This window comes from Labrys sp. E2SS-1L, from assembly GCF_057073705.1.
In genome coordinates this window covers 4,344,184-4,370,214 of the sequence record NZ_CP172712.1, presented here as the reverse complement: position 1 = coordinate 4,370,214, position 26,031 = coordinate 4,344,184, and the positions used below count along the sequence as shown (strand labels likewise).

The window sequence follows — 26,031 nt, the reverse complement described above, 5'->3', positions numbered from 1 at the left end:
AAACGCCGCCTCGCTCCAACGCCGCGCCTGGACGCGGCTTTGCGATTTTCGGCGCAGGCGCTGGATCGCAATGCATTGGGAATGTACGCCATGGATGCCATCGAGCTTCTGAAGACCCGCCGGTCTGTGCCCCCTGCCATGTTGTCGGCGCCGGGACCGGACGCCGCCCAGCTCGAAACGCTACTGGCCATCGCCACGCGCGTGCCGGACCATGGCAAGCTTCATCCCTGGCGTTTCGTGATCTATCAGGGCGCTGCACGCGAGAAGGCAGGGCAGGTCGTCTATGACGCCTTCATGGCGGCCTGTCCCGATGCGGACGAAGCGGTCCGCAAGAAGGAATCGACGCGTTTTACCCTGGCGCCACTGGTGATCGGCGTGGTCTCCACCGCCGCCAACCATGTGAAGATCCCGCTCTGGGAGCAGGAGCTGTCGGCGGGCGCGGTCTGCGAGAATCTGGTGATCGCCGCCCATGCGCTGGGCTTTGGTGCGAGCTGGCTCACGGGCTGGATGGCCTATGACGAAAGGGTGCTCGCCAAGCTCGGCATCGGCTCGCATGAAAAGCTCGCCGGCTTCGTGCATATCGGCACGCCCAGGGAAGCCGTGCCCGACCGGCCGCGTCCCAAGCTCGAAGATCTCGTCACTTACTATGGTCAAAATGCAGGTAATTAATTACCGCATAAGTAAGTAGCTGTTTTTGAAGGGAAAATTCAGAAGCTTGCTTGAAATATCGCGTTGACGTCCATCAGGCTCTCGTGTAGAAGCTCCCCAACTCGGCGGCCCCAGTTTCCGTTTTGGAGACGTGGTTTGCATTTGCAAGCCACTATGCCGCCTTGTCGTTTTCAACCGTCGGATCGACAGCGCAACCATAGGCGACACCATGTCCACCTTTACGCTCAAGACCGCCGATATCGAGAAGAAGTGGGTCATCATCGACGCCAAGGGTCTGGTCGTCGGTCGTCTGGCTTCCGTGATTGCCATGCGCCTGCGTGGCAAGCACAAGCCGACCTACACGCCCCATCTCGATTGCGGCGACAACGTGATTGTCATCAATGCGGACCAGGTGGTGTTCACCGGCCGCAAGTACAATCAGAAGGTCTATTATCATCACACCGGCCATCCGGGCGGCATCAAGGAGCGCAGCGCCAGGTTCATCCTGGAAGGCAAGTTCCCCGAGCGCATCGTCGAAAAGGCCGTGGAACGCATGATCCCGCGCGGCCCGCTCGGCCGCAAGCAGATGCTCAACCTGCGCGTCTACAAGGGTACCGAGCATCCGCACGAGGCTCAGCAGCCCCAGGTGCTCGATGTCGGCGCCATGAACGCCAAGAATGTGAAGGGCTGATCCGATGGCCGATACGCTCAATTCGCTGCAGGCTCTCGGCGAGGCTGCTGCCGCCGCCGAAGCGCCCAAGCATGTCCAGAAGCTCGACGCCCATGGCCGCGCCTATGCCACCGGCAAGCGCAAGAACGCCATTGCCCGCGTCTGGATCAAGCCCGGCGCCGGCAAGGTCACGGTCAACGGCCGTGAACTGGCCGTCTACTTCGCCCGCCCGGTGCTGCGCCTGCTGATCCAGCAGCCGCTGACCGTCGCCAACCGCACCGACCAGTACGACATCAACATCACCGTTGCCGGTGGTGGTCTGTCGGGCCAGGCCGGTGCCGTGCGCCACGGCGTCTCCAAGGCCCTGACCTATTACGAGCCCGAACTGCGTTCGGCTCTGAAGAAGGAAGGCTTCCTCACCCGCGACAGCCGCGTGGTCGAGCGCAAGAAGTACGGCCGCGCCAAGGCTCGCCGCTCCTTCCAGTTCTCGAAGCGCTAAGCTTCAGGACAAGACTTACGAAAACCCCGCTTCGGCGGGGTTTTTTGTTGCCCCGTTCACGGCTTGGGCGGAGCCGTCGAGCCTCGGACCACGAGTTCCGTCGAAAATTGCTGCCGGCCGGTTTCGTCGGGCGTATCGAGGATCATCTCGACGGCGAGCTGGCCTATGGCTGCGATCGGCTGGGCGATGGTGGTCAGCGGCGGTTCGGAGAAGGCGCTTTCCGGCACGCCGTCAAAGCCGATGACCGAAACGTCCGCCGGCACCGACAGGCCCCTTTGCTGCAGCCATTCAAGGGCGGCGAAGGCGATGCGGTCCGACATGGCCAGCAGCGCGGTCGGCGGGGCAGGGGCCGCGAACAGCCATGCCATCGCCTTTTCGACATCGGCTTCCTCGTTCTGCGTTTCGAAGATCGGCACGCCGGCGGTATCGATGCCCTGCTCGGCAAGAGCGGCGAAATAACCGAGCACACGGTCGCGCGAACTCGAATAGACGGCAGTCTCGACCTCCCGCATGGTCGCCGGGCCGGTTCGGTCGTCGGCGAAAGGCATGGACAGGATGGCGAAGCGCTGGTGACCGAGGCCCGCCAGGTGGCTGGCTGCTGCCTTGGCACCGGCAAAATTGTCGACGCCGATGGCGGCGATGCTTTCGTCGCGCGTACCCAGATGCAAGGCGACGAAAGGCAGCTGGCGCTCGCGCGTCAGCTCGACCAGCCGCGGGCCCTCGTCGATGCAGAACAGGATGAAGCCGTCCACCAGGGCACTCTGTACATTCCAGGCGAGCTTCTGGTCATTCATGGCCGAGACCAGGGCGATGCCGGCCCCACGCTCGTCGCAGGCCTTGGAAATCGCCGCCATCATCAGGCGGGCGAAAGGATCCTCGAAGAAATAGGACAGGGGTTCGGCCGTGACGATGCCGAGTGCGTTGACCTTGCCGGCGCGCAGCAGGCGCCCCTTCGGATCTGGCCCACGATAGCCGAGCGAAGCAGCGATCGCCTCCACACGCTCGCGGACTTCCGGTCGCACCAGGCGCGGGCGGTTGAAGACGTTGGAGGCGGTGCCCTGCGACACGCCCGCCGCCTTGGCCACATCCGCGAGCCGTATGACCTTGTCCAAGGGCTTCTCCCATTGCGTTTGCGCGATGTTCGGCGAACCGGCGTGCTGCCGGACCGTGCGATATCGGGCTACCGGCTGCCCCGCCGTCCGACCGCTCCCTTCGATGGGACGGCGAAGTAATGCGTCCGACTGTAGCATGTCGTTGGATCGATTCAATTTTACTTGACCCATGGCGGATTCGCCGTTAAAGTTTGAATCGATTCAATATCTTGTAAAAGAGTTCTCTGCCCGCGGCTTGCGGGCTATTTTTGCATAGAATATTGAATCGATTCAATAAATTCAAATGCGGAGCACCCGTGATGATTCCCTCGAGCTATTTCTTCAAGACCGCCTATCGGCGTCGCTGGGAACAGCCGGTCTCGCCGGAAGCCACGCCGGCAGCCCAGCCGAACCGAGCCTGGTACAGCACCCTGGCAACTGCGATCAGCCAGTGGCGCGCGCCCAGGCCTTCCGGACGAGGCGGACGCAAGGATCGTTGAAGGCGCTGAGCTCCTTCGACACCATGTGAGGATCTCGCTCAGGCTGGACAGGGCCATGGCTCTGCGGCCGGTATTGGTGGACCGGAACGTCGCGATATCCGGAGAGAGCGGGAGACGATGCGTGGAAGCCTCCGAGCCCGCACCGCCACTTGGATTGCCTGCGTGGATAGGCATGTTGCGCTATGTGTGACGATGGAAGACGCTGCCCGAAACGGCTTCTATGGCAAGCTCGGCCCTTGTCGATTCGGAACCGTGCCATGTCCTTCAGCGTCCGCGATATCTGGTTCAAGGGCTATCGTTCGCTACGCTCCATCCATTTCGAGGTCGGCGAGCTCAACGTGTTCGTCGGCGCCAATGGCACCGGCAAGACCAATCTCTATCGCGGCCTGCAGTTGATCCAGGCAGCGGCTCAGGGCAGCTTCGCCCATGAGCTGGCACGCGAGGGTGGCTTGGCGGCGGCCCTGTGGGCCGGAATGCGCCCGCGGAACGAGCCCGCCCGTATCCATCTCGATGTCGGCCTGGCGAGCGATACCGCCCGTTATCGCTACCGCATCGAGGCTGGGCTGGTGCAGCAGGCCGGCGGCGTCATTCTCGGCACCGGCTTTCTCGGCGAGCCGCAGGTCAAGGTCGAGACTCTCAAATTCGGCCATCGCGGCCGCGAGCAGACGCTGTTGGAGCGCAAGGGGCCGGCCGTTAGCATTGCCGGCACTGATGGCAAGCGGCGCCCGTTCGGCGTGCCGCTGCTGGCCTCGGAAACGGCCTTGGCGACACTGCACGATGCCGATCGCCTGGTCGACATCGCTGCTGTACGCCGCGCCTTGCTGGAATGGCGTTTCTATCATGGGCTGCGCACGGACCGCGATTCCGCGCTGCGCCAGCCCTGCTATGCCGTCGCCACGCCGACCCTGGCCTCGGACGGTCACGACCTGGCGGCTGTCTTTGCAACGCTCGTCCATATTCGCGCCGACAGCGATGCCTTATTCGAAACCGTGGATGAAGCCTTTCCCGGTGCCCGCCTGGTGGTGCCGATGCCCGATCGCATGGCCTCCTTCGGCATGACCTTCCCGGACAATCCCAAGCGCGTCTACGAGGCGAGCGAACTCTCCGACGGCACCTTGCGCTATCTCGCGCTGGCCGGGGCCCTGTTGTCGGCCCGCCTGCCGCCCTTCATCGCCTTGAACGAGCCAGAAGCCAGCCTGCATCCCGATCTCCTGGTTCCGCTGGCGGGCATGATCGTGCGCGCCTCGCGCCGGACCCAGATCTGGCTGGTGACCCACTCACAGGCTCTGGCGGATGCCATCGAAACCCTCTCCGGCGTGCCGGCGCACCGCGTGATCAAGCGCGGCGGCGAAACCTGGCTCGAAGGCCTGCGGCTATCGGGGGATTTCGCCGAAGACGACTGAGGACGCCTGGGGCTCGATATGGCGTGCTCAGCGCGTAGCATATTGCTCGTCGCTGACCTGTTCGAGCCAGTCGACGGCCTTGCCGTCCAACTGCTCCTGGATGGCGGTATGCGTCATTGCCGTGGTGGCAGTGGCGCCGTGCCAATGCTTCTCGCCGGGCGCGAACCAGACCACGTCGCCCGGCCTGATCTCCTCGATCGGCCCGCCCTCGCGCTGAACCAGCCCGCAGCCTGATGTTACGATCAGGGTCTGGCCGAGCGGATGGGTATGCCAGGCGGTGCGTGCGCCAGGTTCGAAGGTGACGCTGGCGCCGACGGCGCGCGCCGGCTGAGGCGCGCTGAACAGGGGATCGATGCGGACGGTGCCGGTGAACCAGTCCGCAGGTCCGCGCCCGGAAGGCTGCGAGCCGGCCCGCTTGATGTCCATGATGATCCTCGTGAGGGATGGGAGGGGGCCTGATCTTAGCGGTGATGGCTGCATCGTCATAGTCCGTTCAGCCCCTCTTCCCACCAGGGATGGCGGGAAGAGGGGCGAGCCGGGAACAGCGGTGGGCATCAACCAGGGAGCCCGCGATCATGCCGAACCTTGCTGGCGTCGAAGGCCCGCCTATTGGGTGACGGCTTCCGACGCGTATTTGAATGCCGGCGCTGCTTCCAGCTGCTCCTTGGTCATCGCCAGCATGCCACGAGCCGGATAGTCCCGTACCTGGTTGACGGGCTGGGTCTCGGGAGTCCCAGGTGCTGCCGATGGCGTGCCCGCAGGTGCCGGCGCACCGGCGGCGGGTTGAGCGGGTGCCGGTGTTGTGTCGCTCCAGGTTATGGCGGTGTAGGGCAGGGCCACATTCTTTTCCCCGATACCCAGGAAGCCGCCGACGCCGATGACGACACCGACCACAGTGCCTTTCTTGTCGACCAGCACGTCGTTGACGTTGCCGACATTCTCATCCTTGGCATTGTAGATCTTCACGCCGACGAGCTGGCTGGCCCGGTATTGGCCGGGCTCGGCCTTGGTGACGAAGGAAACGGCGCCCGTCGGCGCGGGGGTTGTCTGCTGAGCCAAAGCCGCGGCGGGCAAGCCCAGCAAGGTGACGAGGGCGATGGTGTAAGTGGCTTTTCTCAGGATCATGGAAACCTCCTTTGATGAGCCGTTCCACCCTCCAAACCACACTGGCGATGCGATGTTCCGCGTCGGCAGGGCTAACCGTTGCGGTGCGAGGCGGGGTCCCGCCATCGGACATATTCCCTTTGTCACGCATTGCCCTTAAAGCCAGGGGCGATATTCGTTAAGTAAAGCAGCGCCAGAGGAGATCCCATGGCTGGCCCAACCGACGATCCGCTTCGCCCGCGCCCGACCGACAATGCCGTCTTCCGCAAGGAGGTGCTTGGCGGTGCCACAGAGCCGACCTATGGCGGCATCCTGTCCTTCATGCGCCGGCGTTATCAGCGTGACCTGGCCGGTATCGATGTCGCCGTCTGGGGCATTCCCTTCGATGCGGCCGTCTCCAACCGGCCGGGCGCCCGCTTCGGGCCGCAAGGTGTCAGGCGCGCCTCGGCGATCTTCGACGGCGACCCGCAATATCCTTTCCAGGCCGACCCGTTCGAGCAGCTCGCCGTGGTCGATTATGGCGATTGCTCCTTCGACTATGCACGTCACGGCGAGATCCCGGCCTGTATCGAGGCGCAGGCGCGCGACATCATCGACACCGGCACCATGCTGTGCTCGATCGGCGGGGATCACTATGTCACCTGGCCGCTGCTCAAGGCCCATGCCGCCAAGCACGGCCCGATGGCGCTGGTGCATTTCGATGCCCACCAGGACACCTGGTATGACGACGAGGGCCGTATCGACCACGGCTCCTTCGTGGCACGCGCGGTGCGCGAGGGCATCATCCGGCCAGATCGTTCCATCCAGATCGGTATCCGCACCCATGCGCCGGACGATTGCGGTATCGAGATACTCTACGGGGAAGACCTGGAGACGCTCAGCGTCGCCCAGGTGGTCGAGCGCGTCCGCCAGCGGGTCGGTGATGCCAAGACCTATATCACCTTCGACATAGACTGCCTGGATCCGGCCTATGCGCCCGGCACGGGTACACCGGTCGCCGGCGGTCCTTCGTCGCGTCAGGCCCTGATGATCCTGCGCCGGCTCGGCTTCCTCGACATCGTCGGCTGCGACTTGGTGGAGGTCGCGCCCGCCTATGACCATGCCGATATCACCTCGATTGCGGGCGCAACGGTGGTTCAGCATTATCTGGGCTTGATTGCTGAGCGGAAGCAGGGCAAAGCCGGGACATGAGCAACGAACGCAAGAATTCCCTGACCTATGCCGATGCCGGTGTCGATATCGATGCCGGCAATGCCATGGTCGATGCCATCAAGCCCCTCGTCCGGGCCACCCGTCGCGTCGGCGCCGATGCCGAGATCGGCGGTTTCGGCGGCCTGTTCGACCTCAAGGCCTGCGGTTTCAAAGATCCTGTCCTGGTCGCAGCCAATGACGGTGTCGGCACCAAGCTGAAGGTAGCGATCGAGACCGGCATCCACGACACTGTCGGCATCGACCTGGTGGCGATGTCGGTCAACGACCTGGTGGTGCAGGGCGCCGAACCGCTGTTCTTCCTCGACTATTTCGCCACCGGCAAGCTGGCTCCGGGGCAGGGCGTCGCCATCGTCAAGGGCATCGCCGAAGGCTGCAAGGATGCCGGTTGCGCCCTGATCGGCGGCGAGACCGCCGAGATGCCGGGCATGTATGCGGACGGCGACTACGATCTCGCCGGTTTTGCCGTCGGCGCGGTGGAACGCGATGCCATCCTGCCGCGTGGCGGCGTGGCCGAAGGCGACGTCATCCTCGGCCTGGCGTCCTCGGGGCCGCATTCCAACGGCTATTCGCTCATCCGCAAGATCGTCGAGCTTTCGGGCCTGGGCTGGGATGCGCCGGCGCCCTTCGCCGAGGGCAAGACGCTCGGCGAAGCGTTGCTGACGCCGACGCGCATCTATGTGCGGCCTTTGCTGGCGGCGTTGAAGGCGACGGGTACGGCCGTCAAGGCACTCGCCCACATCACCGGTGGCGGCTTCCCGGACAATATTCCGCGCGTGCTGCCGGATGGCATCGCCGCCTCCATCGACCTCTCCTCCTTCACGCCACCGCCTGTGTTCGGCTGGCTGTCGCGCACGGGCGGCGTCGAAGCCCATGAGATGCTGCGCACCTTCAATTGCGGCATCGGCATGATCGTCGTTACTGCCGCGGCAGATGCGCAAGCCGTGGAAGTGGCTCTCGGCGAAGCCGGCCTGCCGGCGTCCCGCCTCGGCACGGTGGTGAAGCAGGAAGGTGCCGAGCGGGTCGTCTATCGCGGCACGCTGACGCTATGAAGGGACGCAAGCGCGCCGCCATCCTGATCTCGGGGCGCGGCTCCAACATGGCTGCGCTCATCGAGGCTGCGAAGGACCCTGCCTATCCAGTTGAGATCGTTGCAGTTATCTCCAATCGCCCGGGAGCGCCCGGGCTGGCTCGGGCGCGTGAGGCCGGTATCGCCGCCGAAGCGATCGACCACAAGGCTTTTGGCAGCCGCTCCGATTTCGAGGCGGCGCTGGAAGCCCGGCTCGAAGCCCATGTCGTCGATCTCGTGGTGTTGGCGGGCTTCATGCGGCTGATGACGGCGCCTTTCGTCCAGAGCTGGACCGGGCGCATGATCAACATCCATCCGGCCCTGCTGCCGGCTTTTCCCGGGCTCGCCACCCATGAGCGCGCGCTCGAGGCCGGGGTGCGCCTGCATGGCTGCACCGTCCATTATGTCACGCCCGGCATGGACGAAGGGCCGATCATCGCCCAGGCGGCCGTGCCCGTGCTGCCCGGCGATACCGCTTCGGACCTCGCGGCGCGGGTGCTGCATGCCGAACACAAGCTCTACCCGGCCGCCCTTGCGCGCGTGGCGCGCGGCGAGGCGCCGGTCATGGGCGAGCGCGTCGAGATCGCACCCGGCGATCTCCTGTTCTGCGAGTGACATCTGCGGCTGCGTTGTCGCCCTATTAAAGCTCGTTACCGGCCCAGCCTTTTCATATGGAATTTTCGAGGAACCAGAATGTCGATCATCAACGGTGTCGCGTTTCGCATGAAGAAGGGAACGGCTTTGTCGTCAGCCGCTGCGTGCTGCGCCGTCTTGCTGGCTCTTGCGGGCGCCGCGCCGGCATTGGCCGAACCCGCCACCGCCGAAGGCGCGCGCAAGCTTACCGAGACATTCCAGTCCTATATCGGCTCGGTGCCGTTCGAGAAGGGCTTCATTGCCATCGCCCCTAAGGACGATGGCTATGACGTGACCCTCTCCTTCGATGGCAGCAAGCTCGACAATGCCAAGGGCAAGGGCGTCGGCGAAGTGGCCCGCATCAATCCCTATGTCGTGCGCCTGACACCGCAGCCTGACGGCAAATGGGCGGTAAAGAGCGGCCCGGCGCCCATCGCCGCGGCCTGGAGCCGGGAGCGGGAGGGCAACACGGAGACCGGCAGCCTGAATTTCGCTGCCTGTGCCAGCCAGGGCGTGTTCGCTCCCAAGCTGATGAGCTTCGAGACCTTGGTCGCCGGTTGCGACGGCAGCAGCGCGACCGTGCGCAACCATGATGCCGATGTCGACCTCTCGACCGGCAAGTTCGGTTTCGAGACTACCAGCAAGGCTGATGAGGCCGATGGCGTCGACGTCAAATTCGACAGCAAGCTGGAAGGGCTGAAGGGCAAGGTCCAGGACAAGAAGGTTCAGCAGTTCCCGGTTGCGTTCGAACTGACCGGCGGCCAGCAAACGCTTTCGGCGACCGGCATGCGCTTTACCGCGATCTACGATCTTGTCGCCTTCCTGCGCGACCACCCCTCCAAGGGGGAGATCGTGCTGGCGCAGGACGAGCTCAAGACCAAGCTGCGGACCGCATTGCCGTTCTGGCGGGAGGTTTCGAGCACCTCGAGCATAGAAGGGCTCGGGGTCAACCTGCCTTTCGGCCAGGTCAAGCTGGCCAAGGCGACCCAGGCTTACAGCCTCACCGGCTTGGTGAAGCAGGGCTATTATTCCGATGCGCTCGACTATTCCGGCCTCGTGATTCCGGATGTGGTGGTGCCCGAATGGGCCCGCTCGCTGATCCCGGCCCAGGCGAATTATTCCACCAAGCTGTCCTTGAACGGCCTCGACGGCATGGCGGACGTATTGATCCGCGGCCTCGATGCCACGCAGGATCCGCCCTTCAGCAAGATGATGGCCGTGGCGCTGATGACCCGGCTGCTCGATGGCGATCTCAACTACAAGGTTGATTTCAACGTCGCCGCGCCTGCCTATACCCTGAAGGGCGACGGCAGCGCGGCGGTCAATCCGGAGCCGACGGCTAGCCTTGCAGTGGCTGCTACCGGCTTCGATGCGGTGGTGGAAGGCCTCAGCAAAGCCGATGCCGAGGACGCGCGCAAGGCGGTGTTCTTCCTCTCCTTCGTGAAGGGGCTCGCCAAGGAAGAAGGCAATGGGCAACTGGTCTGGAACGTCTCCTACGACATCGTCACGCATAGCGTGAAGGTCAACGATCAGGTCTTCCGCCTGCCGCAGCCCGATTGAGTCAAACCCTGCCGGCGGTGCGCCTGCGGCCGATGATGGTCATGAGGCCGCCGACCAGCAGGAAGGCCGCACCGAGCAAGCCGGCAAGGCCTGCAAAGAACCAGCGCCCGAGCAAACCGTCGAGCGTGGCATCGGTCGGAATGGCCGGATTATAGGCGACGGTCACGCTGTCGCCTTCACGCAGGAACGAACTGCGCACGAGGTTGGTGAAGCGGATGACACTGCCCTGCGGTGTCGAGAAGCTGACGACCGGATAGGGATTGACCGAGACGATGGTGCCCGCGGCGGAGGCCGTGCGCGGGCTGCGCCATTCGTTCATGCCGAGCACCGGGGCAGCCAGCAGTCCGACGAAGCCCAGGATGAGGAAGGTACGCCCCACGACGCGCAGGGCTGTCGGGCCTTGCACACGTTTCACACTCACCATCATTTCGTTCCAGTCGCAATTCCGATGCCCGGGGTTTACGGCACTTGCGGCCCCTTGGGAACAGGCTGGCTGCGAGACCGGCTGGTTGCGGTCTGCTGGGAATGTGTTTTGTTCCGGTATTTCAGTTGCGATTCCATGTTCACGCGGTGAAGTAGCCGTCATTGCTTCGCTACGCTCGCAATGACGACAATCCGGGTTGGCAATCAAACGACACGCTCTAGAACAGGATCCGTCTCAAAGGACCAGGCACCGAGGGCATTTGCCGCAGCAGCCGATCCAGGGAGAATCCGCCGGATCCGGCAATCGACAGGACGAACATGCCGCCGGCGATGGCAAGGTCCTTCTCGAAATGCAGCAATTCATTCTGGCTCGAGAAGTCCATGTGGAAGAGCGTTGCCGTGGCGAGGCAGAACAGGCCGAGCATGATGGCACCGATGCGGGCGAACACACCCAAAGCGAGGGCCAAGCCTGCACCCAGTTGCAGCGCGATGACGCCCACGACCAGGGGGGCGCTGATGCCGACCACGGCCATGGCCTCAACGGTGCGCATGAAATGCAGCGCCAGGGTCGTGCCTTCGTGAATGAAGATCAGGGCAAGCAGCAGCCGGCCGGCGAGCAGCACGGCATCGGCGAGCCCTGGCTTGATCTTGCTGATTGGGGTCATTGCAGCCACCTCCGACGGAAGGAGGCCGGCAGGAGCCTTGGCGCCCGCCGGCTCGCACGTCATTTCGTCATCCAGGTCATTTCGTCACCCAGGTCATTTCGTCACCTTGGTGTCGATGGCTTTCTGCAGGTCTTCGAGTTCCTCGCAGCCCTGGGGACACAGCTTGCCGAGTTCCGACAATTGCACCTTGGCCTTGTCGACGTCGCCGGTCTCGACATAGAGCTCGCCGAGATATTCCCGGGCGGCCTTGTGGCCGGGCTGCAGTTCCAGCGCCTTGGTGTAGTAGGTGAGCGCCGTCTGGTAGTCGCCGGTCTTGCGCAGCGTGAAGCCGAGCAAATTGTAGACATCGGCCTGCTGGGTGTCTTCGGCCAGGCCCCGCAGTTCCTCCAGGGCGCCGGTATAGTTCTTGGCCTCGATCTTGGCCTTGACGGAGGTCAGGTCCGGCGCGTCGGTGGATTCGATGTTGTCGACGGCATAGGCCGGTATCGAGAGCAACGTGGTGGTGACCGCGGCCAGTGCCAGCGTGGCCACCGCGGTTGCGACTGCATATTTCAGCATGATTTTCTCTCCTGGAGGCAGGAATGTCGGGTTTCAGAGCTGTGCGGTCGGCGTGAAGCCATAGGCGTTGCCGTCCTTCACGAAGGTTCCGCTGCCGGGGAACGGGAAATGCGAGCCGCAGATCCGGATGTTGTCGGCGATCACCCGGTCGATGAGCTTGCGCCGGGTCGCGATGGCCATCGGGCCATCCTGGTCATAGGCGCCTTGCCAATCGGGATGGGGGGCGAGCAGAGCGGGCACATACATGATGTCGGCCGAGACCATGAACTGCTCATTGCCCGAGCCGACAAGATAGACCGAATGCCCCGGCGTGTGGCCGGGTGCCGACAGGATCCGGATGCCGGGCGCGACTTCCGCTCCGTCCTGCACCAGCTTCCAGTTCTTCCATTTCGGAAAGTTCTCGACGATGCGCTTGCCGGCGGGCCGCCGCCCTTCGGCGAGCTTCTCGACGCGCGACGGATCGGTCCACCAATTATATTCCGCAGCGCTGACGATCAGTTCCGCATTGGGGAAGATAGGCGCATTGGTGCCCTTTTCCATCAAGCCCCACACATGGTCAGGATGGAAATGCGAGATCATGATGGTGTCGATCGCCTTGTAGTCGATGCCGGCTGCGGCCATGTTGGCCGGCAGATGCGTGGCATTGGCCTGCCATTGCCCGACGCCCGAGCCGGCATCCATCATGATCAACTTGCCATTGACCTTGAGCACGACAACCGTGAGGGGGATCGGCATGAATTCGGTGGTCAGGCCGGCCTTGGACAAGGCTGCCTTGGTATCTTCCACCGAGGCGTTCTTGATGAAGGTCGGGTCGTGGGGCTTGCGCCAGATGCCATCATAGATGGCTGTCACCTCGATGGATCCGACCTTGTATTTGTAGAAGCCCACGCTGGGCTCGACCGCAGTCTGGGCGAGGGCAGGGGCTATGAATTCAAGTCTTCCCGCCAGGCCGAACGCTGCGGCTGCCGCCGCAGAACCCAGCACCGTACGGCGCGTCATCTTCAGCATTCTGGTCACTCCTGTTCAACGGCTCATGCCGGACGGCGGCACGGGCTGTCAGTGCCTCCGTTGAGTGACCAGACCCGGCGGCGTGCGGAATTATTCCCGCCCGCCGCAAAGTTTTTTTTAAAAAGCCTATGGGCGCGCTGAGGCCGTTCCGCGCCTGTTCTAGCGGGACGAGAGGAGTATCTCTCCGCGTGGTGTCGTCGCCGCCAGCATGAGATCCTGCAGGGATTGGCGAATGGAAGGGGTACAGGCGAGGACCTTGTGGTTCTCCAGCAGGCCGGGACCGTGCGGAAAATCGCTGGTCCAGCCGCCGGCCTCCTCGACCAGCAGCAGGCCGGCGAGAACGTCCCAGCTCTTGAGGGAAAGCTCACAGAAGCCGTCGATGCGCCCGCAGGCGACCGCTGCCAGTCCCATCGCCGCGGAGCCATTCTGGACGAAGGCATAGCCCTGGCCAAGCAGGTTGCCGATCAGCCCGAGATAGTCGGCGGCAGGATGTCGGAGCGAATATCCCGCATCGACAATCGCATCCGATGGGCCGCGTGCCGCTCGCACCCGGATGGGCCTGCCGTTGCAGAAGGCACCCTGGCCGCGCCGGGCGGTGAAGATCTCGTTGCTGACGGGATCGTAGACGACGCCGCTTTCCGTCCGGCCGTCGACGCAAAAGGCGATCGACACGGCGAAATGGGCGATGCCGCGGGCAAAGTTCAGCGTACCGTCGATCGGATCGATGACCCACAGATGGCGTGCGGGTGAGCCGCCGGTTTCCTCGGTCAGGATGCCGTCGGCCGGAAACGCTCCGGCAAGTTGATCGATCAGGAAACGATCGATTTCCAGATCGGCCTGGGTCACCGGATCGTGCCGGCCTTTTTCGGCGCTGGACAGGGCCTCGCCGGAGCGGAAGTAGTGACGCGCGATCGCCCCGGCCTGCCGGGCGCAGTCCTGGGCAAAGCGATGCCGCCGGTCGATGTCGTTGCCGGTCATGATTTCCGTTCGCGCCTTGCCACCAGGGAGCGCTTGACGTCCTCCTCCGCCTCGTCGAGCAGGGAGGTGATGGCCTTGGCGGTGGCGATCGGATCTCGTCTTGCAATGTTGTCGACGACGGCCTGGTGCAAAGCGAGCGAGTGGCTCTGGCCCCCGGGATTGTCGTCCGTCAGGCGGAAGCTGATCATCAGGGCTGTCTCGATCAGTGCTGCAAGCGAGCCGATCAATTCGTTGCCGGACATGCGCAAGATAGCCTGATGGAAGGCGAGATCGGGTATGGCGAAGCGTTCGCTGTCGTCGCCGGCCTGCTCCATCCGCGCCAGCAGGAGGCGCAACTGCGCGACCTGCTCCTCGCTGGCCCGCTCGGCCGCCAGGGCGGCGGCCATCGGCTCGATGGCACGCCGGAGCTCGAACAGGGAGCGAGCCTCCTCGGCCGTGGTTCTTGGTCCGTAGCGCCAGACCAGCACGTCGGGATCGAGGAAGTTCCAGTCTTCGCGGGCGCGAACGCGCGTGCCCACCTTGGGGCGCATCTCCACCATGCCCTTGTTGGCGAGCACCTTGACGACTTCCCGCAGCACCGTGCGGCTCACGCCGTGGGCGGCACTCCAGTCATCGGCATTGGGCAACTGGTCGCCCGGGGCGAGGTCACCCCGTACGATGCTCTGGCCGATGTCGTTGAGGAGGCGCGAATAGAGGCTGGTGCCGGTGGCGTTCCCTCCCAGAGAGCTCATGGGTGAAACCTTGGAAGGAAAGGCTGCATTCTTCATTCTATTCCTGTTAGCTGCGTATCACGCCGCTGATAAGCATCTTCGGACGATGGCGGTGAGGTGGCATGGCGAGCTTGCCTTGGTAAAGCCGCTGCGTCCAATCCCCACCGCCCTGGGATCCTTCAGATCACAGCCTCATGTCGAGATTGACCTTGAAGGCATGGCCCTGGGTGTGGCTGGCAAGCTGGCCCGAATAGAAGGCGCCCAAGGTTGTGTTGGGGGCAAGCGCGATGTCGACGCCGGCCTCGATCGCCAGCGCATCCTTGGCGAGCGGGGCGCCCGCTATCGTGAAGGACGAGCCGTTGTTGAAGGCGAGCTTTGCATTCTGGGTGGCGTCGTCGAAGGCGTGCTGCCAGCCGAGCGTGCCGCGCAGGGTCAGCGTGGTCCCGGCGAGGTCGAAACCGGTCGAGGCATGGAGGCCCAATGTGGTGTAAACGGTGTCTGCCGAACTCTTCTGGGCTGTCAGCGCGGCCGTGGTGCCGCCCTTCTCGGCAAAACCATTCGTGTCCAGATGGACATAAGCGAGATTGGCCAAAGGCTCGAAGGCGCTCCGGCCCAGATCGAAGCGGTAGCTGAGTTCACCGAAGGCCTGCGCCGTCGCGGCATCGTACTGCCCCGAAAGCCTCTCGCGGAAGGCCGGGAATACAACGTCGCGCTTGGTGTCGACATTATGCCAGCCATAGATGGCGCCGGTGCGAAAGCCGAGCTGTCCCCATTGCGTGCCGCCATAGAGGCCGAGCTGATAATTGTTGCTGGAACCATCGGAGGTTCGGGCAGAGACGTCGAAACTCGTATGGCTGTAGCCGGCGAGAACACCGAGACGCCAGTCCCCGACCGGCGCGTCGATACCGCCGATGAAACCGCCGCTGGTGCGATCGAAGGAGGCCGCGTCGCCCGAACCCTTGGCTCTGCCGGTGGCGGCGAAAGGCGTGCCCCAGACGACGATGCCGTCGGTGCTGCCCGTGGCGGCCCCGCCCGACGTTCCGGCGATACCGCCGAAGGCCGAGCGCAGGCGCCGGTTGGCGGCATCGCGCGGGTAGCGGCTGTCTTCGATGAAGGCGCCCTTGATATCGGCATGGATTTCGCCCGAAAGCGCATTCCCGTAGGGACGTACATAGCGGTAGAAGCCGATCGCAGTCTCGCCCGGATGGTTCGGGTCTTCCTCCCGGTTCAGGATATGCATCGACCAACCGTCGGGCGTGTTCTTGAAGACCAGGCCCTCGACCTCCTGCTCGCCATCGATCTTGAGATTGCCGATGAGTTCGACCTGGCCCGTCAGCAGATTGGCGCGGTAGATCAGCTTCTGGTCGTTATCGGTCGAAAAATACATCCAGCCATTGAAGATCTTACCCCCCTGTGCCTGATCGATGGTCTGCGACAAGGGAATGTATTTCTGGAACGACCAGTCCGAAAGGTTGTAGACGGCGAGTTCCGTGGCGTTCTCGTAGGCCATGCCGTAGCCGACGCCGTTCTTGGCGTCGACGGCCACCCAGCTGGCGACATCATGCGTGCCATGGGGAGGACTGAGGGCGAAGGCCTGGCCGAGATAGGTCAGTGTCTTGGCGTCGTAGATCGCGAAGACCGGCCTTTCATATTTCCCGTTGGTGGTCGGCGAGCGGTTGCTCGTATCGAGCGAGATGTAGAGCTTGCCATCGGCATAGTCGATGTCGCCGATATGGTTGAGCCCGATATCGGAATATTGCGAAGGGTTCTTCAGGGCATCCGGAATGGCGGGGGTAACCAGCAATTTTGGATCGAAGGCGCCGCTGGTCATTTCCAGGGCATTGGTGCCGGAAAAATACCAATTGGTGCCATCGGTGGTGACGCCTTGCCCGCGGGAGGCGTCTACGCCGGAGAACAGTGATTTCTCGACCATGATCCAGGGCTCGACCGCGAGGGCCGGCAGGCTGGCGGCGGCGAGAAGCGGAGCACAGACAAGGCAGGGCCATGCAAGCTTGCGGAACAGATCAGGCTGCTTCTTGGGCCTATCAAGGGCGATGGAGGACATGGTCTCGTTCTCTCGTGGGCAGGTTCTTGTGGTTGCGCGGCAGCGTTCGCCGGCCTGCAAGCCGGCGATGATGTTCGGATTGGGTAGGTGACGAGCTAGATCGGTCGGTGGCGGCTGCCGCCGGGCCATGGCCTCCCGATGGGCGCCGGACAATGGCCTCGCCCTGGATAATGGGAAGCAGATATGGAAGTCATGCCAGTATGGAAAATTCCATGCCGACGTGTGCCTGGTACAAACAAAGCATTCGCCTGCCGGTTCGTACCGTCATCCGCAGAGCGGACACTATGATCTCAACGAAATAGCGCGTTAAGCCTTGGATCCTGTCAATTGTAACTTATGCCTGGTCACGGGTTGGCCGCTTGGACACTTTTGCCCGATCAATTCGGCATGAGTCTCGACGGCGAGCGCGTTGTGGGCTTCATAGGGCCGGCTCGTGACATTAGTATGAATAATATGAAGAATAGCGATGGCCCGCCTGTGGATCGAGAGGACGGGCGGATACCCGCCCTGTCTGCCGAGGGCGACGGGTGCTGAAGGGGGGCGGGGATGGTGCTGAAACGCCGGATTTACTCGGCCGCCGCCCGGTTGAGCGAGGCGATCAGATCGGTGAAACGCTCGCCCTGCACCGCGACGTGATCATAAAGGCGCGTGGCGGCGAGGGCACTGTCGCCGGCCAGCAGGGCGTCGACGATGGCTTCGTGCTCGGCCAGCGAAGTGCGCATGCGGTTGCGTACGCGCAGTTGTAGCCGGCGGAAGGGAGCGAGGCGCTTGTGCAGGGCGGTGGCCTGTTCGGCGATGAAGTCGTTGCCGCTCGCCACATAGATGGCGCGATGAAAGCGCTCGTTCTCGTAGTAATAGACATCCATGTCGCCGCTGTCGGCCGCCTTGCGGCAGGCTTCCAGTGTCTCTTTCAGCGCGGCCTCGTCGCCCGGCAGCAGGCGGCGGGCAGCGAGGCGCCCGCAGATCGCCTCGAATTCGGCCATCAGGCTGAACATGTCGATCAGGCGCTTGGGATCGGGAGCACTGACGATGGCACCACGATGGGGGCGAATCTCGACAAGGCCGGCAGCCGCCAATTGCTGGAGAGCCTCGCGGATCGGCGTGCGCGAGACCCCGAACCGGGCTGCCAGCGAGACCTCGTCGAGCCGATCGCCGGGCTTGAATACCCCGGTGGCGATTTCTTCCTCGATCTGATTGCGCAGGCGCGTCGCGGGTTTTTCGTTCATGGCCGATATCCTCCGCAATTTCGTACGACTCCCGGGACAACGGAGTCAATCACGCAAAACTTGTATACAATTTTATTGTAACTGTTTCAAAACTGCAATAATGATGAATGCAACCGCAGGCGGAACCAGCCAGCCTCGGATGGATTGAAGAGGAAAACGCCATGTCACGTGCCTTGAGGCAGATGTCGCTTACCCGGAGGCAGATCCTGACTGCCGCACTTGCAACGCCATTGGTCATCCGGTCCGCCGGCGCTGCCCGCGCCGCCACCACGCTGAAGATGTCGCATCAATTTCCCGGCGGCACGGCGGAGCAGGGCGATTTTCGGGACCGTCTCTGCCGCATCTTCGCCGCCGAGGTGGACAAGCGCACCAGCGGGGCGCTGAAGTTCGACGTCTACGCCAATGCCTCGCTGATGAAGACCAATGCGCAATTCTCGGCCATGCGCCGCGGCGCCTTGGACATGTCGCTGTTTCCGGTCGCCTATGCAGGGGGTGAACTGCACGCCACCAATCTGGGCCTGATGCCCTGCCTGGTGACGAGCTATGAGCAGGGCGCCGCCTGGAAGAATGCCGAGATCGGCAAGGCGCTCTCCGGCATCCTGGAGGCCAAGGGCATCAAGATCATCGCCTGGGTCTGGCAGGGCGGCGGCGTCGCCTCCCGCGGCAAGCCGGTGCTGACGCCCGACAGCTCCAAGGGGTTGAAGATCCGTGGCGGCAGCCGCGAAATGGACCTGATGTTCACCGCTGCCGGGGCACAGGTCTCCACCATGCCCTCGAACGAAATCTATATCGGCATGCAGACTAGTGCGCTCGACGCGGCCGTGACTTCGTCGACCAGCCTGATCTCGTTCCGCCTGGAGGAACTCGCCAAATCGCTGACCTCGGCGCGAAAAGGCTCCTTCTGGTTCATGCTCGAACCGCTGCTGATGTCGAAGACCATCTTCGACGCCCTGCCGGCCGATCAGCAGAAGGTGCTGCTCGACGTCGGCGCCGAAATGGAAGGCTGGGCCACCAAGCAGGCGCAGCATGACGACGAGGAGGTCGCCAAGGTCTATGCCGCCAAGGGTGTCGAAGTAGCCGATTTCAGTGCGGCCGACCTCGCCGAGTGGCGCAAGATCGCCGAAGCCAGTTCCTGGAAGGATTATGCGGCGCGCTCGAGCGAAGCTGCGGAGTTGCTGAAGCTCGCACAGAAGGTGGCGTGAGATGGGCGGCTCGATCCAGCATGACGCCATCCTTGCCGCCGACGAAGCCGGCCCGGCGGAGCAGGCAGGTGGGGTGCGGCGGGTGTTCGGGATGGTCAACGCCGTCGCCTTCCGGCTGTCGGCCGTGGCTCTGCTGGCAGCGGCCATCGTCCTCACCTTCGGTGTCATCACCGGGCATGTGACGCGCCAGTCGGTGCTCTGGCAGGATGAGGTCACCATCTACCTGATCGCCGGCGCCATCTTCCTGTCGGCGGCCTCGGTGCAGGCGGTGCGCGGCCATGTCGGCATCGACATCCTTGACCATTGGTTGCCGGCTGCCGCCGGCACCAGGCGGCTGGTGGTCGATGCGCTGGTGCTGTTCTTCTGCGTGCTGTTCGCCTGGAAATCGGGCTCGCTGCTGCACGAAGCCTGGGTGGACGAGCAGACCTCGCATTCGGCCTGGGGCCCGCCTCTGTGGATTCCCTATTCCCTGCTGACGGCAGGCATGGTGCTGCTGGCTGCGCAGGTCGCCCTGCAGGTGGCTGAACGATCGCTTCCGGTGTGCATCATCGTGCTGCTCGCGGTGGTTGCCTTCGGCCTGTGGTCTCGGCCGCCGCTGCCGCTGCTGACCGGCCTGCCCCAATGGGGCATCGGCGTCGCCTACTGCGCGGCAACACTGATCGTGCTGTTCTCGGGCATGCCGATCGCCTTCGCGCTTGGCGTGGTGGCATTGACCTTCATGATTCTGTTCATGCCGGCGGCCTCGATCGACACGCTGGCACAGAATTTCTACGAGGAACTGGCCAATGTCATCATTCTTGCTATCCCACTCTTCATCCTGAAGGGGGCGGCGATCGGCCGTTCCAATGCCGGCAAGGACCTCTATTCGGCCTTGCATGCCTGGCTTTATCGCATTCCGGGCGGGCTGGGCGTTGCCAACACGGTGGCCTGTGGCCTGTTCGCCGCCATGGCGGGCTCCTCGCCCGCCACCTGCTCGGCCATTGGCGCCGCCGGCATTCCGGAGATGCGGGCTCGCGGCTATTCCGGTGGCTTTGCCGCCGGGATCATCGCGGCCGGCGGCACGCTCGGCATCCTCCTGCCGCCTTCGGTGACCATGCTGCTCTATGCGGTGGCGGCTGAGGTCTCGCTCGGCAAGCTGTTCCTGGCCGGGATCGGCCCGGGCCTACTCCTGATGACGATGTTCGCCGTCTACGCCATGCTGCACTACCGCAAGGAGAAACAGCAGGCCCTGGTCCAGGCCGAGCGCACCGGCATTCGCTCTGCCATCCTGCACGAGGAGAGCTATACCTTCGCCCAGAAGCTTCGCATGATCGGCTGGGTGGTGCCCTTCGTTTCCATCCTCGCCGGCGTGATGGTGGTGCTCTATGCCGGCTGGGCGACGCCCTCTGAGACGGCCGGCGTCGGCGCCGTGCTCGCCTTGGCGGTGATCTCGGCCATGTACGGTATCTGGCGGCCTTCCAAGGTGATGCCGATCCTCTCGGGCACGCTCAGGGAATCGACCATGCTCTTGATGATCATCGGCATGTCGCTGCTCTATTCCTATGTGATGAGCTATCTCCAGATCAGCCAGTCGGCGGCAGCCTGGATCATCAGCCTGAATCTGTCGAAATGGCTGCTGCTCACCGCCATCCTGCTCTTCGTGGTCGTCCTCGGCTTCTTCCTGCCGCCGGTCTCGATCATCCTGATGACGGCGCCGATCATCCTGCCGCCCTTGAAAGCGGCCGGCTTCGACCTGATCTGGTTCGGTGTGGTGATGACCATCGTCATGGAGATGGGCCTGATCCATCCCCCGGTGGGGCTGAATATCTTCGTGATCAAGAATATCGCGCCGGACATCCCGCTCGGCGATATCATGCGCGGGACGCTGCCTTTTGTCGGATTGATGGCGTTGGCGGTGGTGTTGGCCTGCCTGATCCCAGGCCTCGCCACTTGGCTGCCCGATCTGATCATGGGGTAATCCCAATGACTCGACCTTGACAGGGTATGGTGAACAGCGATGAGCAGAAACTTCCTGCAGGAATTCCTGGAAGCGGTCGCCGAACGGGGAAGGGGCCTCATCGGCCTCGAACGCCCCGCATCCCCGGTGCGATCGGCCGATCTGCTGGCCCTCAGCAATGCGTTGCTGACCGGCCGGGGCGAAGTTTCCGGTGTTGCCCTGGCGCAGCAATGGCTCGACGCCTATGCCGCGGCCGATGAGGAACAAAGGCGGCACCATCTGGCGGCGCTGGCCGACGGTTTCGGCCCCGACCAGCCGCGCCTCGATGCGGCGATCGAGGCCTATCTGCAGGACAAGTCGCCCCGGGCCATGGCCGAGCTCAGCGTTGCCGCCGAGCCGAGGCGCCAGGAGCTCTTCCGCCGGCTCAACCGCCCCGCTGGGGGCACGGCTGCCCTGGTGCGGCTGCGCGAGGACGTACTCGCCGGCCTGCCGGGTAATGAGAAGCTGGAGGCCCTCGATGCGGATCTCGCCCATCTGTTCTCGTCCTGGTTCAATCGGGGCTTCCTGATGCTGAAGCGGATCGACTGGACGACGCCGGCGAACATTCTGGCCAAGATCATCCAGTATGAGGCGGTGCATACCATCCATAGCTGGGACGATCTGCGCAGCCGGCTGGAGCCTTCGGACCGGCGTTGCTTCGCCTTTTTCCATCCGCAGATGGCGGATGAGCCGCTGGTGTTCGTCGAGGTCGCCCTGACGCAGGACATACCGGGGACGATCGCGCCTCTGCTCGATCTCGAACGCAAGCCGATCCGGGCCGAGGATGCGACCACCGCGGTGTTCTACTCGATCTCCAACTGCCAGGTCGGCCTGCGCCGCGTGTCCTTCGGCAATCTCCTGATCAAGCAGGTGGTCGAGGAACTGAGGCGCGACCTGCCGAAGCTGAAGAATTTCGTCACCCTGTCGCCGGTTCCCGGCTTCATGGGCTGGCTTAAGCGCGAACTCGCCAAGGAGGAGCCGCATATTCCTGGCGTGGCCGATCTGACGGTGCTGGAGGGGCTGTTCAGGCCGGCCGAACAGGGTGGCACCGGGCCGACGGAGACCATGCGCGAGGCGCAGCTCGCGGCTGCCGCCCATTATTTCCTCGCTGCAAGAACATCGTCGGGCGCGCCGGTCGATCCGGTGGCGCGCTTCCATCTCGGCAATGGCGCCCGTCTCGAACGCATCAACTGGCGCGGCGACGTTTCGCCGAACGGGCTGCGCCAGGCCGGCGGCCTCATGGTCAACTATCTCTACGATCTCGATGCCATCGAGGCCAATCACGAGGCTTTCGCCAATCAGGGCGTCATCGCCGCGAGCCCGGCCGTGCGCAAGCTCCTGAAAACCGTGGAAGCGAAGCCCGCGCGTCGCAAGCCGGCCGTACCGGCCTTGCCGCCGCCCGCTGCCAACTCCAAAACGGCCGGCCGGCCGTCATCCAATCCCTGAGGAAATTTGCGTGTCGAACCATCTCTTCACCCTGATCCGTTCCCGGATGCCGGAACCGGGGAAACCCTTCCTGACCCTCGCCGACGGCAGCGGCTTCGACTATGGCGCCGTGCTCGCCTGGTCGGGTCGCTATGCCAACGCTCTGCGCGGCTATGGGGTCGAGACTGGCGATCGCGTGGTCGTCCAGGTCGAGAAGAGCCCGCAGGCGGTGTTTCTCTATCTTGCCTGTGTGCGGGCCGGTGCGGTGTTCGTGCCTCTCAACACCGCCTATACCAAGGCCGAGCTCGACTATTTCGTCGGCGATGCCGAACCGCGCCTGCTGGTCTGCGCACCGGAAAAGGCGGGCGAACTCGGCGAGATCGGCACCCGGCTCGGTGCCGCCGTCGCGACGTTGGGAAGCCATGACGACGGGTCGCTCGCCGAGGCGGCGAAAGGCGCACCGGAAAGTTTCGACGACGTCGCGCGCGGCGAGGACGGCCTGGCGGCGCTGCTCTATACCTCCGGCACCACGGGGCGCTCCAAGGGCGCGATGTTGACGCATGGAAACTTGGCGTCCAACGCCGTCACCCTGGCCGACTATTGGCGTTTCAGCCAGGCCGACGTGCTGCTGCACGCTTTGCCGATCTTTCATACGCATGGCCTGTTCGTGGCCATCAACACCACCTTGATGGCGGGCTCCTCGCTGATCTTCCTGCCGCGCTTCGATGCGGCGGAAGTGCTGCGCCACCTGCCCAAGGCAACCTCCATGATGGGCGTGCCGACCTTCTATGTGCGCCTCCTGCAGCAGGAGGGCCTCACGCCCGAGGCGACCGCCCATATGCGGCTGTTCGTGTCGGGATCGGCTCCCTTGCTGTCGGAGACTCATGAGCAATGGAGAGCGCGTACGGGCCATGCCATTCTCGAGCGTTACGGCATGACCGAAACCAACATGATCACCTCCAACCCCTATGACGGCGCGCGCGTGGCCGGCGCCGTCGGCATGCCCTTGCCGGGTATCTCCCTGCGCATCGTGAAGCCCGAGACGGGCGAGCCCTTGCCGCAGGGCGAGATCGGCATGATCGAGGTGAAGGGCCCCAACGTGTTCAAGGGCTATTGGCGCATGCCGGAAAAGACCAGGTCCGAGTTTCGGCCGGATGGTTTCTTCATCACCGGCGATCTCGGCAAGATCGACGCCGATGGTTATGTCCATATCGTCGGGCGCGGCAAGGATCTGGTGATTACAGGTGGCTACAACGTCTATCCCAAGGAAGTGGAGACGGAGATCGACGGCATTCCCGGCGTGTTCGAAAGCGCCGTCATCGGCGTGCCGCATGCCGATTTCGGCGAGGGGGTGACGGCGGTCGTGGTGCGCAAGCCCGGCGCCACGGTGGAGGAGCAGACGATCCTCCAGACCCTGGAGGGGCGTCTCGCCAAGTTCAAGCAGCCCAAGCGCGTGCTCTTCGTCGACGAATTGCCGCGCAACACCATGGGCAAGGTCCAGAAGAACGTGCTGCAGACGACCTACAAGGATCTTTACGTGCGGGGATGAGTATGGTGGCCTTCTCCCCCCGCGGGTATCGTCAACTCTCTTGAGTTGACTAGAGGTCCCGGCAGGGGGATGAGGGGAGAAGCATGACCTTCCAAGACATGCGCCGACACCCCTCATCCGCCCCCACGTTCTTTACTTGAACGCGTGGTCCTTATGGGACCACGCTACGGCACCTTCTCCCGCAAGGGGAGAAGGTTTTCGGCCTCAGCCCAGCTTCGGCTCGAGCTGCGTCGACCACAATGCCGCATCGGCGGCGTCGCGCAGGGTGACGGTCATCACCCGCGTGTTGGCGGCGATGGCGACATGGCCGAAGAATTGCAGGCCGGCCGCGGGCGACAGGTTCTGCTGGCCGCCTTCCGGCGCCTTCACATATTTGAGCTCGGGCCCGAAGGTCATGTCGAGGTCGTTGGGGCCGAACGTGCCCGAGTGGAGCGGACCGGAGACGAATTCCCAGAAGGGGTCGAAATCCTGGAACGCCGCCTTGTCCGGGTTGTAGTAATGGGCGGCGGTGTAGTGGACGTCGGCCGTCAGCCACACCGTGTTCTTGACGCCGGCCGCCTTGATGAAGCGCAGGAGATCGGCGAATTCGAGCTCGCGGCCGAGCGGCTTGCCATTGTCGTTGTTCGAGACGGCCTCAAAGCCCTTCTTCTGGTCGGCCTTGTCCCACACCACCAGAGCCAGCGGCATGTCGGCGGCGATCACCTTCCAGGTCGCCTTGGAATTGGCGAGCTCACGCTTGAGCCAGGCAAGCTGCTCGGCGCCGAGGAAGGCCGCTTCCCCGCCTTCGGTGGTCTGCAGATTGGCGCCGTTCGGGCCGCGATAGGTACGCATGTCGAGCATGAAGACGTCGAGCAGCGGGCCGTATGGGATCTTGCGATAGACCCGGCGCGGCTCGGCCAGCGTGGTGGCGATCGGCATATATTCGTGGAAGGCCTGTGCGGCGCGCGCCGCCAAGGCCGCAATCGACTTTTCCTTGTAGCGATCGTCGCTGAGCAGGTCCTTGGAGGACGACCAGTTGTTGGTCACCTCATGGTCGTCCCACTGGGTGATGACCGGAACCTGCTGGTAGAGAGCGCGGAAGTTCTTGTCCATGAGGTTGTATTTGTACTGTCCGCGATATTCGTCGAGGGTCTCGGCGACCTTGGACTTTTCCGGCGTGACGATGTTCTTCCAGACGGTGCCGTCCGGCAGCTTCACCTCGGGCTTGATCACGCCGTCAGCATAGATGTTGTCGCCCGAATGGATGAAGAAATCCGGATTGTGCTTGAGCATGGCCGAATAGATCTTCATGCCGCCGCGGTCGGCATCGATGCCCCAGCCCTGGCCGGCCGTGTCGCCGGACCAGACGAAGGAGACGTCACGCAGTCCTGCCGGGGCCGAACGCAGGTGCCCAGTGACCACTTCGCTCTCGACGCTGGTATGGGCGAGGTCCTGGAAGCGCACGCGGTAGAAGATCTCCTGATCGGCCGGCAAGCCTTCGGCCAGGATCTTCACGGTGTAGTCGGTCTCGGGCGAGGCGGTCACCGTCGGCAGCCGGTTCACCGTCTTGAAGCTCTCGGTCGTCGACCATTCGAAGATCGCATTGGCCGGGCGGTCCGTGCGCGACCACAGGACGGCCCTGTCGCCGGCGACGTCGCCCGACTGCAGGCCGGCCGTAACTTCGGGGCGGTCGGCGGCGCGGGACAGGCCCGGCATGGCGAACGTACCCGTGGCCCCGAGCAGGCCGGTTGCGGCGGTTGCGGTAAGGAAGCGGCGGCGTGACAGAGGTCTTTCGATGAAGCGCATGGCGACTCTCCAGCTTGAAATGCGCTCCTTCTTGGCCATCGACATGACAGTGGCATGTCAAATGGTTGGAGGAATT

The 26,031-nt window shown here is 63.9% G+C and carries 25 protein-coding genes and 1 pseudogene; 14 read left to right on the top strand and 12 right to left on the bottom strand.

What is annotated here, in order from left to right; genetic code table 11:
* Positions 1-90 precede the first annotated feature (90 nt).
* The 3 genes from ACIGJE_RS20405 to rpsI all read left to right on the top strand — a co-directional run bounded on the left by ACIGJE_RS20405 (position 91) and on the right by rpsI (position 1,817).
* Positions 91-669, top strand: a complete 579-nt coding sequence (locus ACIGJE_RS20405; RefSeq protein WP_311935399.1) for a nitroreductase family protein — start codon at positions 91-93, stop codon at positions 667-669.
* 208 nt (positions 670-877) lie between these two features.
* The gene (rplM, locus tag ACIGJE_RS20400) at positions 878-1,339 is read left to right on the top strand and encodes a 50S ribosomal protein L13 (RefSeq protein WP_311935397.1); all 462 of its coding nucleotides are present in this window, start codon (positions 878-880) and stop codon (positions 1,337-1,339) included.
* Positions 1,340-1,343: 4 nt separating this feature from the next.
* On the top strand, positions 1,344-1,817 hold the full coding sequence (gene rpsI / locus ACIGJE_RS20395; protein ID WP_068289830.1) for a 30S ribosomal protein S9: 474 nt from the start codon (positions 1,344-1,346) through the stop codon (positions 1,815-1,817).
* Between the two features lie 56 nt (positions 1,818-1,873).
* Here the strand turns inward: rpsI and ACIGJE_RS20390 are convergent, their stop codons facing one another.
* Positions 1,874-2,929 (bottom strand): LacI family DNA-binding transcriptional regulator, encoded by a 1,056-nt coding sequence (locus ACIGJE_RS20390; RefSeq protein WP_415081764.1) that lies wholly within the window; start codon positions 2,927-2,929, stop codon positions 1,874-1,876.
* Between the two features lie 296 nt (positions 2,930-3,225).
* On the opposite strand from ACIGJE_RS20390, the gene ACIGJE_RS20385 reads away from it, so the two are divergent.
* The gene (locus ACIGJE_RS20385; protein ID WP_311935390.1) at positions 3,226-3,408 is read left to right on the top strand and encodes a hypothetical protein; all 183 of its coding nucleotides are present in this window, start codon (positions 3,226-3,228) and stop codon (positions 3,406-3,408) included.
* A gap of 257 nt (positions 3,409-3,665) precedes the next feature.
* The gene (locus tag ACIGJE_RS20380; protein WP_415081767.1) at positions 3,666-4,811 is read left to right on the top strand and encodes an AAA family ATPase; all 1,146 of its coding nucleotides are present in this window, start codon (positions 3,666-3,668) and stop codon (positions 4,809-4,811) included.
* Between the two features lie 27 nt (positions 4,812-4,838).
* Here ACIGJE_RS20380 and ACIGJE_RS20375 read toward each other — a convergent pair whose 3' ends face one another.
* The gene (locus tag ACIGJE_RS20375) at positions 4,839-5,237 is read right to left on the bottom strand and encodes a (R)-mandelonitrile lyase (RefSeq protein WP_311935386.1); all 399 of its coding nucleotides are present in this window, start codon (positions 5,235-5,237) and stop codon (positions 4,839-4,841) included.
* A 180-nt stretch (positions 5,238-5,417) separates the two neighbouring features.
* On the bottom strand, positions 5,418-5,936 hold the full coding sequence (locus ACIGJE_RS20370) for a PRC-barrel domain-containing protein (RefSeq protein WP_367623159.1): 519 nt from the start codon (positions 5,934-5,936) through the stop codon (positions 5,418-5,420).
* Positions 5,937-6,122: 186 nt separating this feature from the next.
* Between ACIGJE_RS20370 and speB the strand changes: the two genes are divergently transcribed.
* The 4 genes from speB (at position 6,123) to ACIGJE_RS20350 (ending at position 10,386) form a co-directional block, all read left to right on the top strand.
* The gene (gene speB / locus ACIGJE_RS20365) at positions 6,123-7,106 is read left to right on the top strand and encodes an agmatinase (RefSeq protein ID WP_415081770.1); all 984 of its coding nucleotides are present in this window, start codon (positions 6,123-6,125) and stop codon (positions 7,104-7,106) included.
* Entirely contained in the window at positions 7,103-8,176 is a 1,074-nt protein-coding gene (purM, locus tag ACIGJE_RS20360) for a phosphoribosylformylglycinamidine cyclo-ligase (RefSeq protein ID WP_483678621.1), read from the top strand. The genes speB and purM overlap by 4 nt, the downstream gene beginning before the upstream one ends.
* A complete protein-coding gene (gene purN, locus ACIGJE_RS20355) occupies positions 8,173-8,808 on the top strand; it encodes a phosphoribosylglycinamide formyltransferase (RefSeq protein ID WP_311935377.1) in 636 nt (211 codons plus the stop codon). Before purM ends, purN begins: the two co-directional genes overlap by 4 nt.
* Positions 8,809-8,886: 78 nt before the next feature.
* Complete coding sequence (locus ACIGJE_RS20350; RefSeq protein WP_483678620.1) at positions 8,887-10,386, top strand: hypothetical protein; 1,500 nt, start codon at positions 8,887-8,889, stop codon at positions 10,384-10,386.
* A 1-nt stretch (position 10,387) separates the two neighbouring features.
* On the opposite strand, the gene ACIGJE_RS20345 is transcribed toward ACIGJE_RS20350, so the two are convergent.
* From ACIGJE_RS20345 to ACIGJE_RS20310, 8 genes are all read right to left on the bottom strand, one after another.
* Positions 10,388-10,801: a DUF3592 domain-containing protein gene (locus ACIGJE_RS20345; protein WP_311935373.1), complete on the bottom strand. Its 414-nt coding sequence runs from the start codon at positions 10,799-10,801 to the stop codon at positions 10,388-10,390.
* A gap of 226 nt (positions 10,802-11,027) precedes the next feature.
* The gene (locus ACIGJE_RS20340) at positions 11,028-11,474 is read right to left on the bottom strand and encodes a DoxX family protein (RefSeq protein ID WP_311935371.1); all 447 of its coding nucleotides are present in this window, start codon (positions 11,472-11,474) and stop codon (positions 11,028-11,030) included.
* 93 nt (positions 11,475-11,567) lie between these two features.
* Positions 11,568-12,032, bottom strand: coding sequence for a tetratricopeptide repeat protein (locus ACIGJE_RS20335; protein WP_311935369.1), 465 nt, complete (start codon positions 12,030-12,032; stop codon positions 11,568-11,570).
* A gap of 33 nt (positions 12,033-12,065) precedes the next feature.
* A complete protein-coding gene (locus tag ACIGJE_RS20330; protein WP_311935367.1) occupies positions 12,066-13,040 on the bottom strand; it encodes an MBL fold metallo-hydrolase in 975 nt (324 codons plus the stop codon).
* A gap of 159 nt (positions 13,041-13,199) precedes the next feature.
* Positions 13,200-14,018 (bottom strand): inositol monophosphatase family protein, encoded by an 819-nt coding sequence (locus tag ACIGJE_RS20325; protein ID WP_483678619.1) that lies wholly within the window; start codon positions 14,016-14,018, stop codon positions 13,200-13,202.
* Positions 14,015-14,749, bottom strand: a complete 735-nt coding sequence (locus ACIGJE_RS20320) for a FadR/GntR family transcriptional regulator (RefSeq protein WP_367623151.1) — start codon at positions 14,747-14,749, stop codon at positions 14,015-14,017. Before ACIGJE_RS20320 ends, ACIGJE_RS20325 begins: the two co-directional genes overlap by 4 nt.
* Before the next feature lie 163 nt (positions 14,750-14,912).
* Positions 14,913-16,793, bottom strand: a complete 1,881-nt coding sequence (locus ACIGJE_RS20315; RefSeq protein ID WP_483678618.1) for an autotransporter outer membrane beta-barrel domain-containing protein — start codon at positions 16,791-16,793, stop codon at positions 14,913-14,915.
* Positions 16,794-17,359: 566 nt separating this feature from the next.
* The gene (locus tag ACIGJE_RS20310; protein WP_367623149.1) at positions 17,360-18,019 is read right to left on the bottom strand and encodes a GntR family transcriptional regulator; all 660 of its coding nucleotides are present in this window, start codon (positions 18,017-18,019) and stop codon (positions 17,360-17,362) included.
* Positions 18,020-18,180: 161 nt separating this feature from the next.
* Here ACIGJE_RS20310 and dctP point away from each other — a divergent pair, with 161 nt between their 5' ends.
* The 5 genes and pseudogenes from dctP to ACIGJE_RS20285 all read left to right on the top strand — a co-directional run bounded on the left by dctP (position 18,181) and on the right by ACIGJE_RS20285 (position 24,170).
* Entirely contained in the window at positions 18,181-19,221 is a 1,041-nt protein-coding gene (gene dctP, locus ACIGJE_RS20305) for a TRAP transporter substrate-binding protein DctP (RefSeq protein ID WP_367623148.1), read from the top strand.
* A 1-nt stretch (position 19,222) separates the two neighbouring features.
* Positions 19,223-19,738, top strand: a pseudogene (locus tag ACIGJE_RS20300) (TRAP transporter small permease); the annotation flags it as partial.
* Between the two features lie 96 nt (positions 19,739-19,834).
* Positions 19,835-21,178: a TRAP transporter large permease gene (locus ACIGJE_RS20295; RefSeq protein WP_367623430.1), complete on the top strand. Its 1,344-nt coding sequence runs from the start codon at positions 19,835-19,837 to the stop codon at positions 21,176-21,178.
* A gap of 39 nt (positions 21,179-21,217) precedes the next feature.
* Positions 21,218-22,642 carry a malonyl-CoA decarboxylase gene (locus ACIGJE_RS20290; RefSeq protein WP_311935356.1) on the top strand — a complete coding sequence of 475 codons (1,425 nt, stop codon included), beginning with the start codon at positions 21,218-21,220 and terminating at the stop codon, positions 22,640-22,642.
* A gap of 10 nt (positions 22,643-22,652) precedes the next feature.
* Entirely contained in the window at positions 22,653-24,170 is a 1,518-nt protein-coding gene (locus ACIGJE_RS20285) for a malonate--CoA ligase (RefSeq protein WP_483678617.1), read from the top strand.
* Between the two features lie 204 nt (positions 24,171-24,374).
* On the opposite strand, the gene ACIGJE_RS20280 is transcribed toward ACIGJE_RS20285, so the two are convergent.
* On the bottom strand, positions 24,375-25,955 hold the full coding sequence (locus ACIGJE_RS20280) for an alkaline phosphatase D family protein (protein WP_483678616.1): 1,581 nt from the start codon (positions 25,953-25,955) through the stop codon (positions 24,375-24,377).
* Positions 25,956-26,031: the final 76 nt, after the last annotated feature.

Bases quoted from the DNA above. Each gene is read 5' to 3' on its own strand.
- purN (WP_311935377.1), top strand. From the start codon at position 8,173: ATGAAGGGACGCAAGCGCGCCGCCATCCTGATCTCGGGGCGCGGCTCC.
- ACIGJE_RS20380 (WP_415081767.1), top strand. From the start codon at position 3,666: ATGTCCTTCAGCGTCCGCGATATCTGGTTCAAGGGCTATCGTTCGCTA.
- rpsI (WP_068289830.1), top strand. From the start codon at position 1,344: ATGGCCGATACGCTCAATTCGCTGCAGGCTCTCGGCGAGGCTGCTGCC.
- ACIGJE_RS20310 (WP_367623149.1), bottom strand. From the start codon at position 18,019: ATGAACGAAAAACCCGCGACGCGCCTGCGCAATCAGATCGAGGAAGAA.
- ACIGJE_RS20340 (WP_311935371.1), bottom strand. From the start codon at position 11,474: ATGACCCCAATCAGCAAGATCAAGCCAGGGCTCGCCGATGCCGTGCTG.
- ACIGJE_RS20370 (WP_367623159.1), bottom strand. From the start codon at position 5,936: ATGATCCTGAGAAAAGCCACTTACACCATCGCCCTCGTCACCTTGCTG.
- ACIGJE_RS20315 (WP_483678618.1), bottom strand. From the start codon at position 16,793: ATGTCCTCCATCGCCCTTGATAGGCCCAAGAAGCAGCCTGATCTGTTC.
- ACIGJE_RS20280 (WP_483678616.1), bottom strand. From the start codon at position 25,955: ATGCGCTTCATCGAAAGACCTCTGTCACGCCGCCGCTTCCTTACCGCA.
- ACIGJE_RS20330 (WP_311935367.1), bottom strand. From the start codon at position 13,040: ATGCTGAAGATGACGCGCCGTACGGTGCTGGGTTCTGCGGCGGCAGCC.
- purM (WP_483678621.1), top strand. From the start codon at position 7,103: ATGAGCAACGAACGCAAGAATTCCCTGACCTATGCCGATGCCGGTGTC.
- speB (WP_415081770.1), top strand. From the start codon at position 6,123: ATGGCTGGCCCAACCGACGATCCGCTTCGCCCGCGCCCGACCGACAAT.
- ACIGJE_RS20290 (WP_311935356.1), top strand. From the start codon at position 21,218: ATGAGCAGAAACTTCCTGCAGGAATTCCTGGAAGCGGTCGCCGAACGG.
- rplM (WP_311935397.1), top strand. From the start codon at position 878: ATGTCCACCTTTACGCTCAAGACCGCCGATATCGAGAAGAAGTGGGTC.
- ACIGJE_RS20320 (WP_367623151.1), bottom strand. From the start codon at position 14,749: ATGAGCTCTCTGGGAGGGAACGCCACCGGCACCAGCCTCTATTCGCGC.
- ACIGJE_RS20325 (WP_483678619.1), bottom strand. From the start codon at position 14,018: ATGACCGGCAACGACATCGACCGGCGGCATCGCTTTGCCCAGGACTGC.
- ACIGJE_RS20335 (WP_311935369.1), bottom strand. From the start codon at position 12,032: ATGCTGAAATATGCAGTCGCAACCGCGGTGGCCACGCTGGCACTGGCC.
- ACIGJE_RS20405 (WP_311935399.1), top strand. From the start codon at position 91: ATGGATGCCATCGAGCTTCTGAAGACCCGCCGGTCTGTGCCCCCTGCC.
- dctP (WP_367623148.1), top strand. From the start codon at position 18,181: ATGTCACGTGCCTTGAGGCAGATGTCGCTTACCCGGAGGCAGATCCTG.
- ACIGJE_RS20375 (WP_311935386.1), bottom strand. From the start codon at position 5,237: ATGGACATCAAGCGGGCCGGCTCGCAGCCTTCCGGGCGCGGACCTGCG.
- ACIGJE_RS20350 (WP_483678620.1), top strand. From the start codon at position 8,887: ATGTCGATCATCAACGGTGTCGCGTTTCGCATGAAGAAGGGAACGGCT.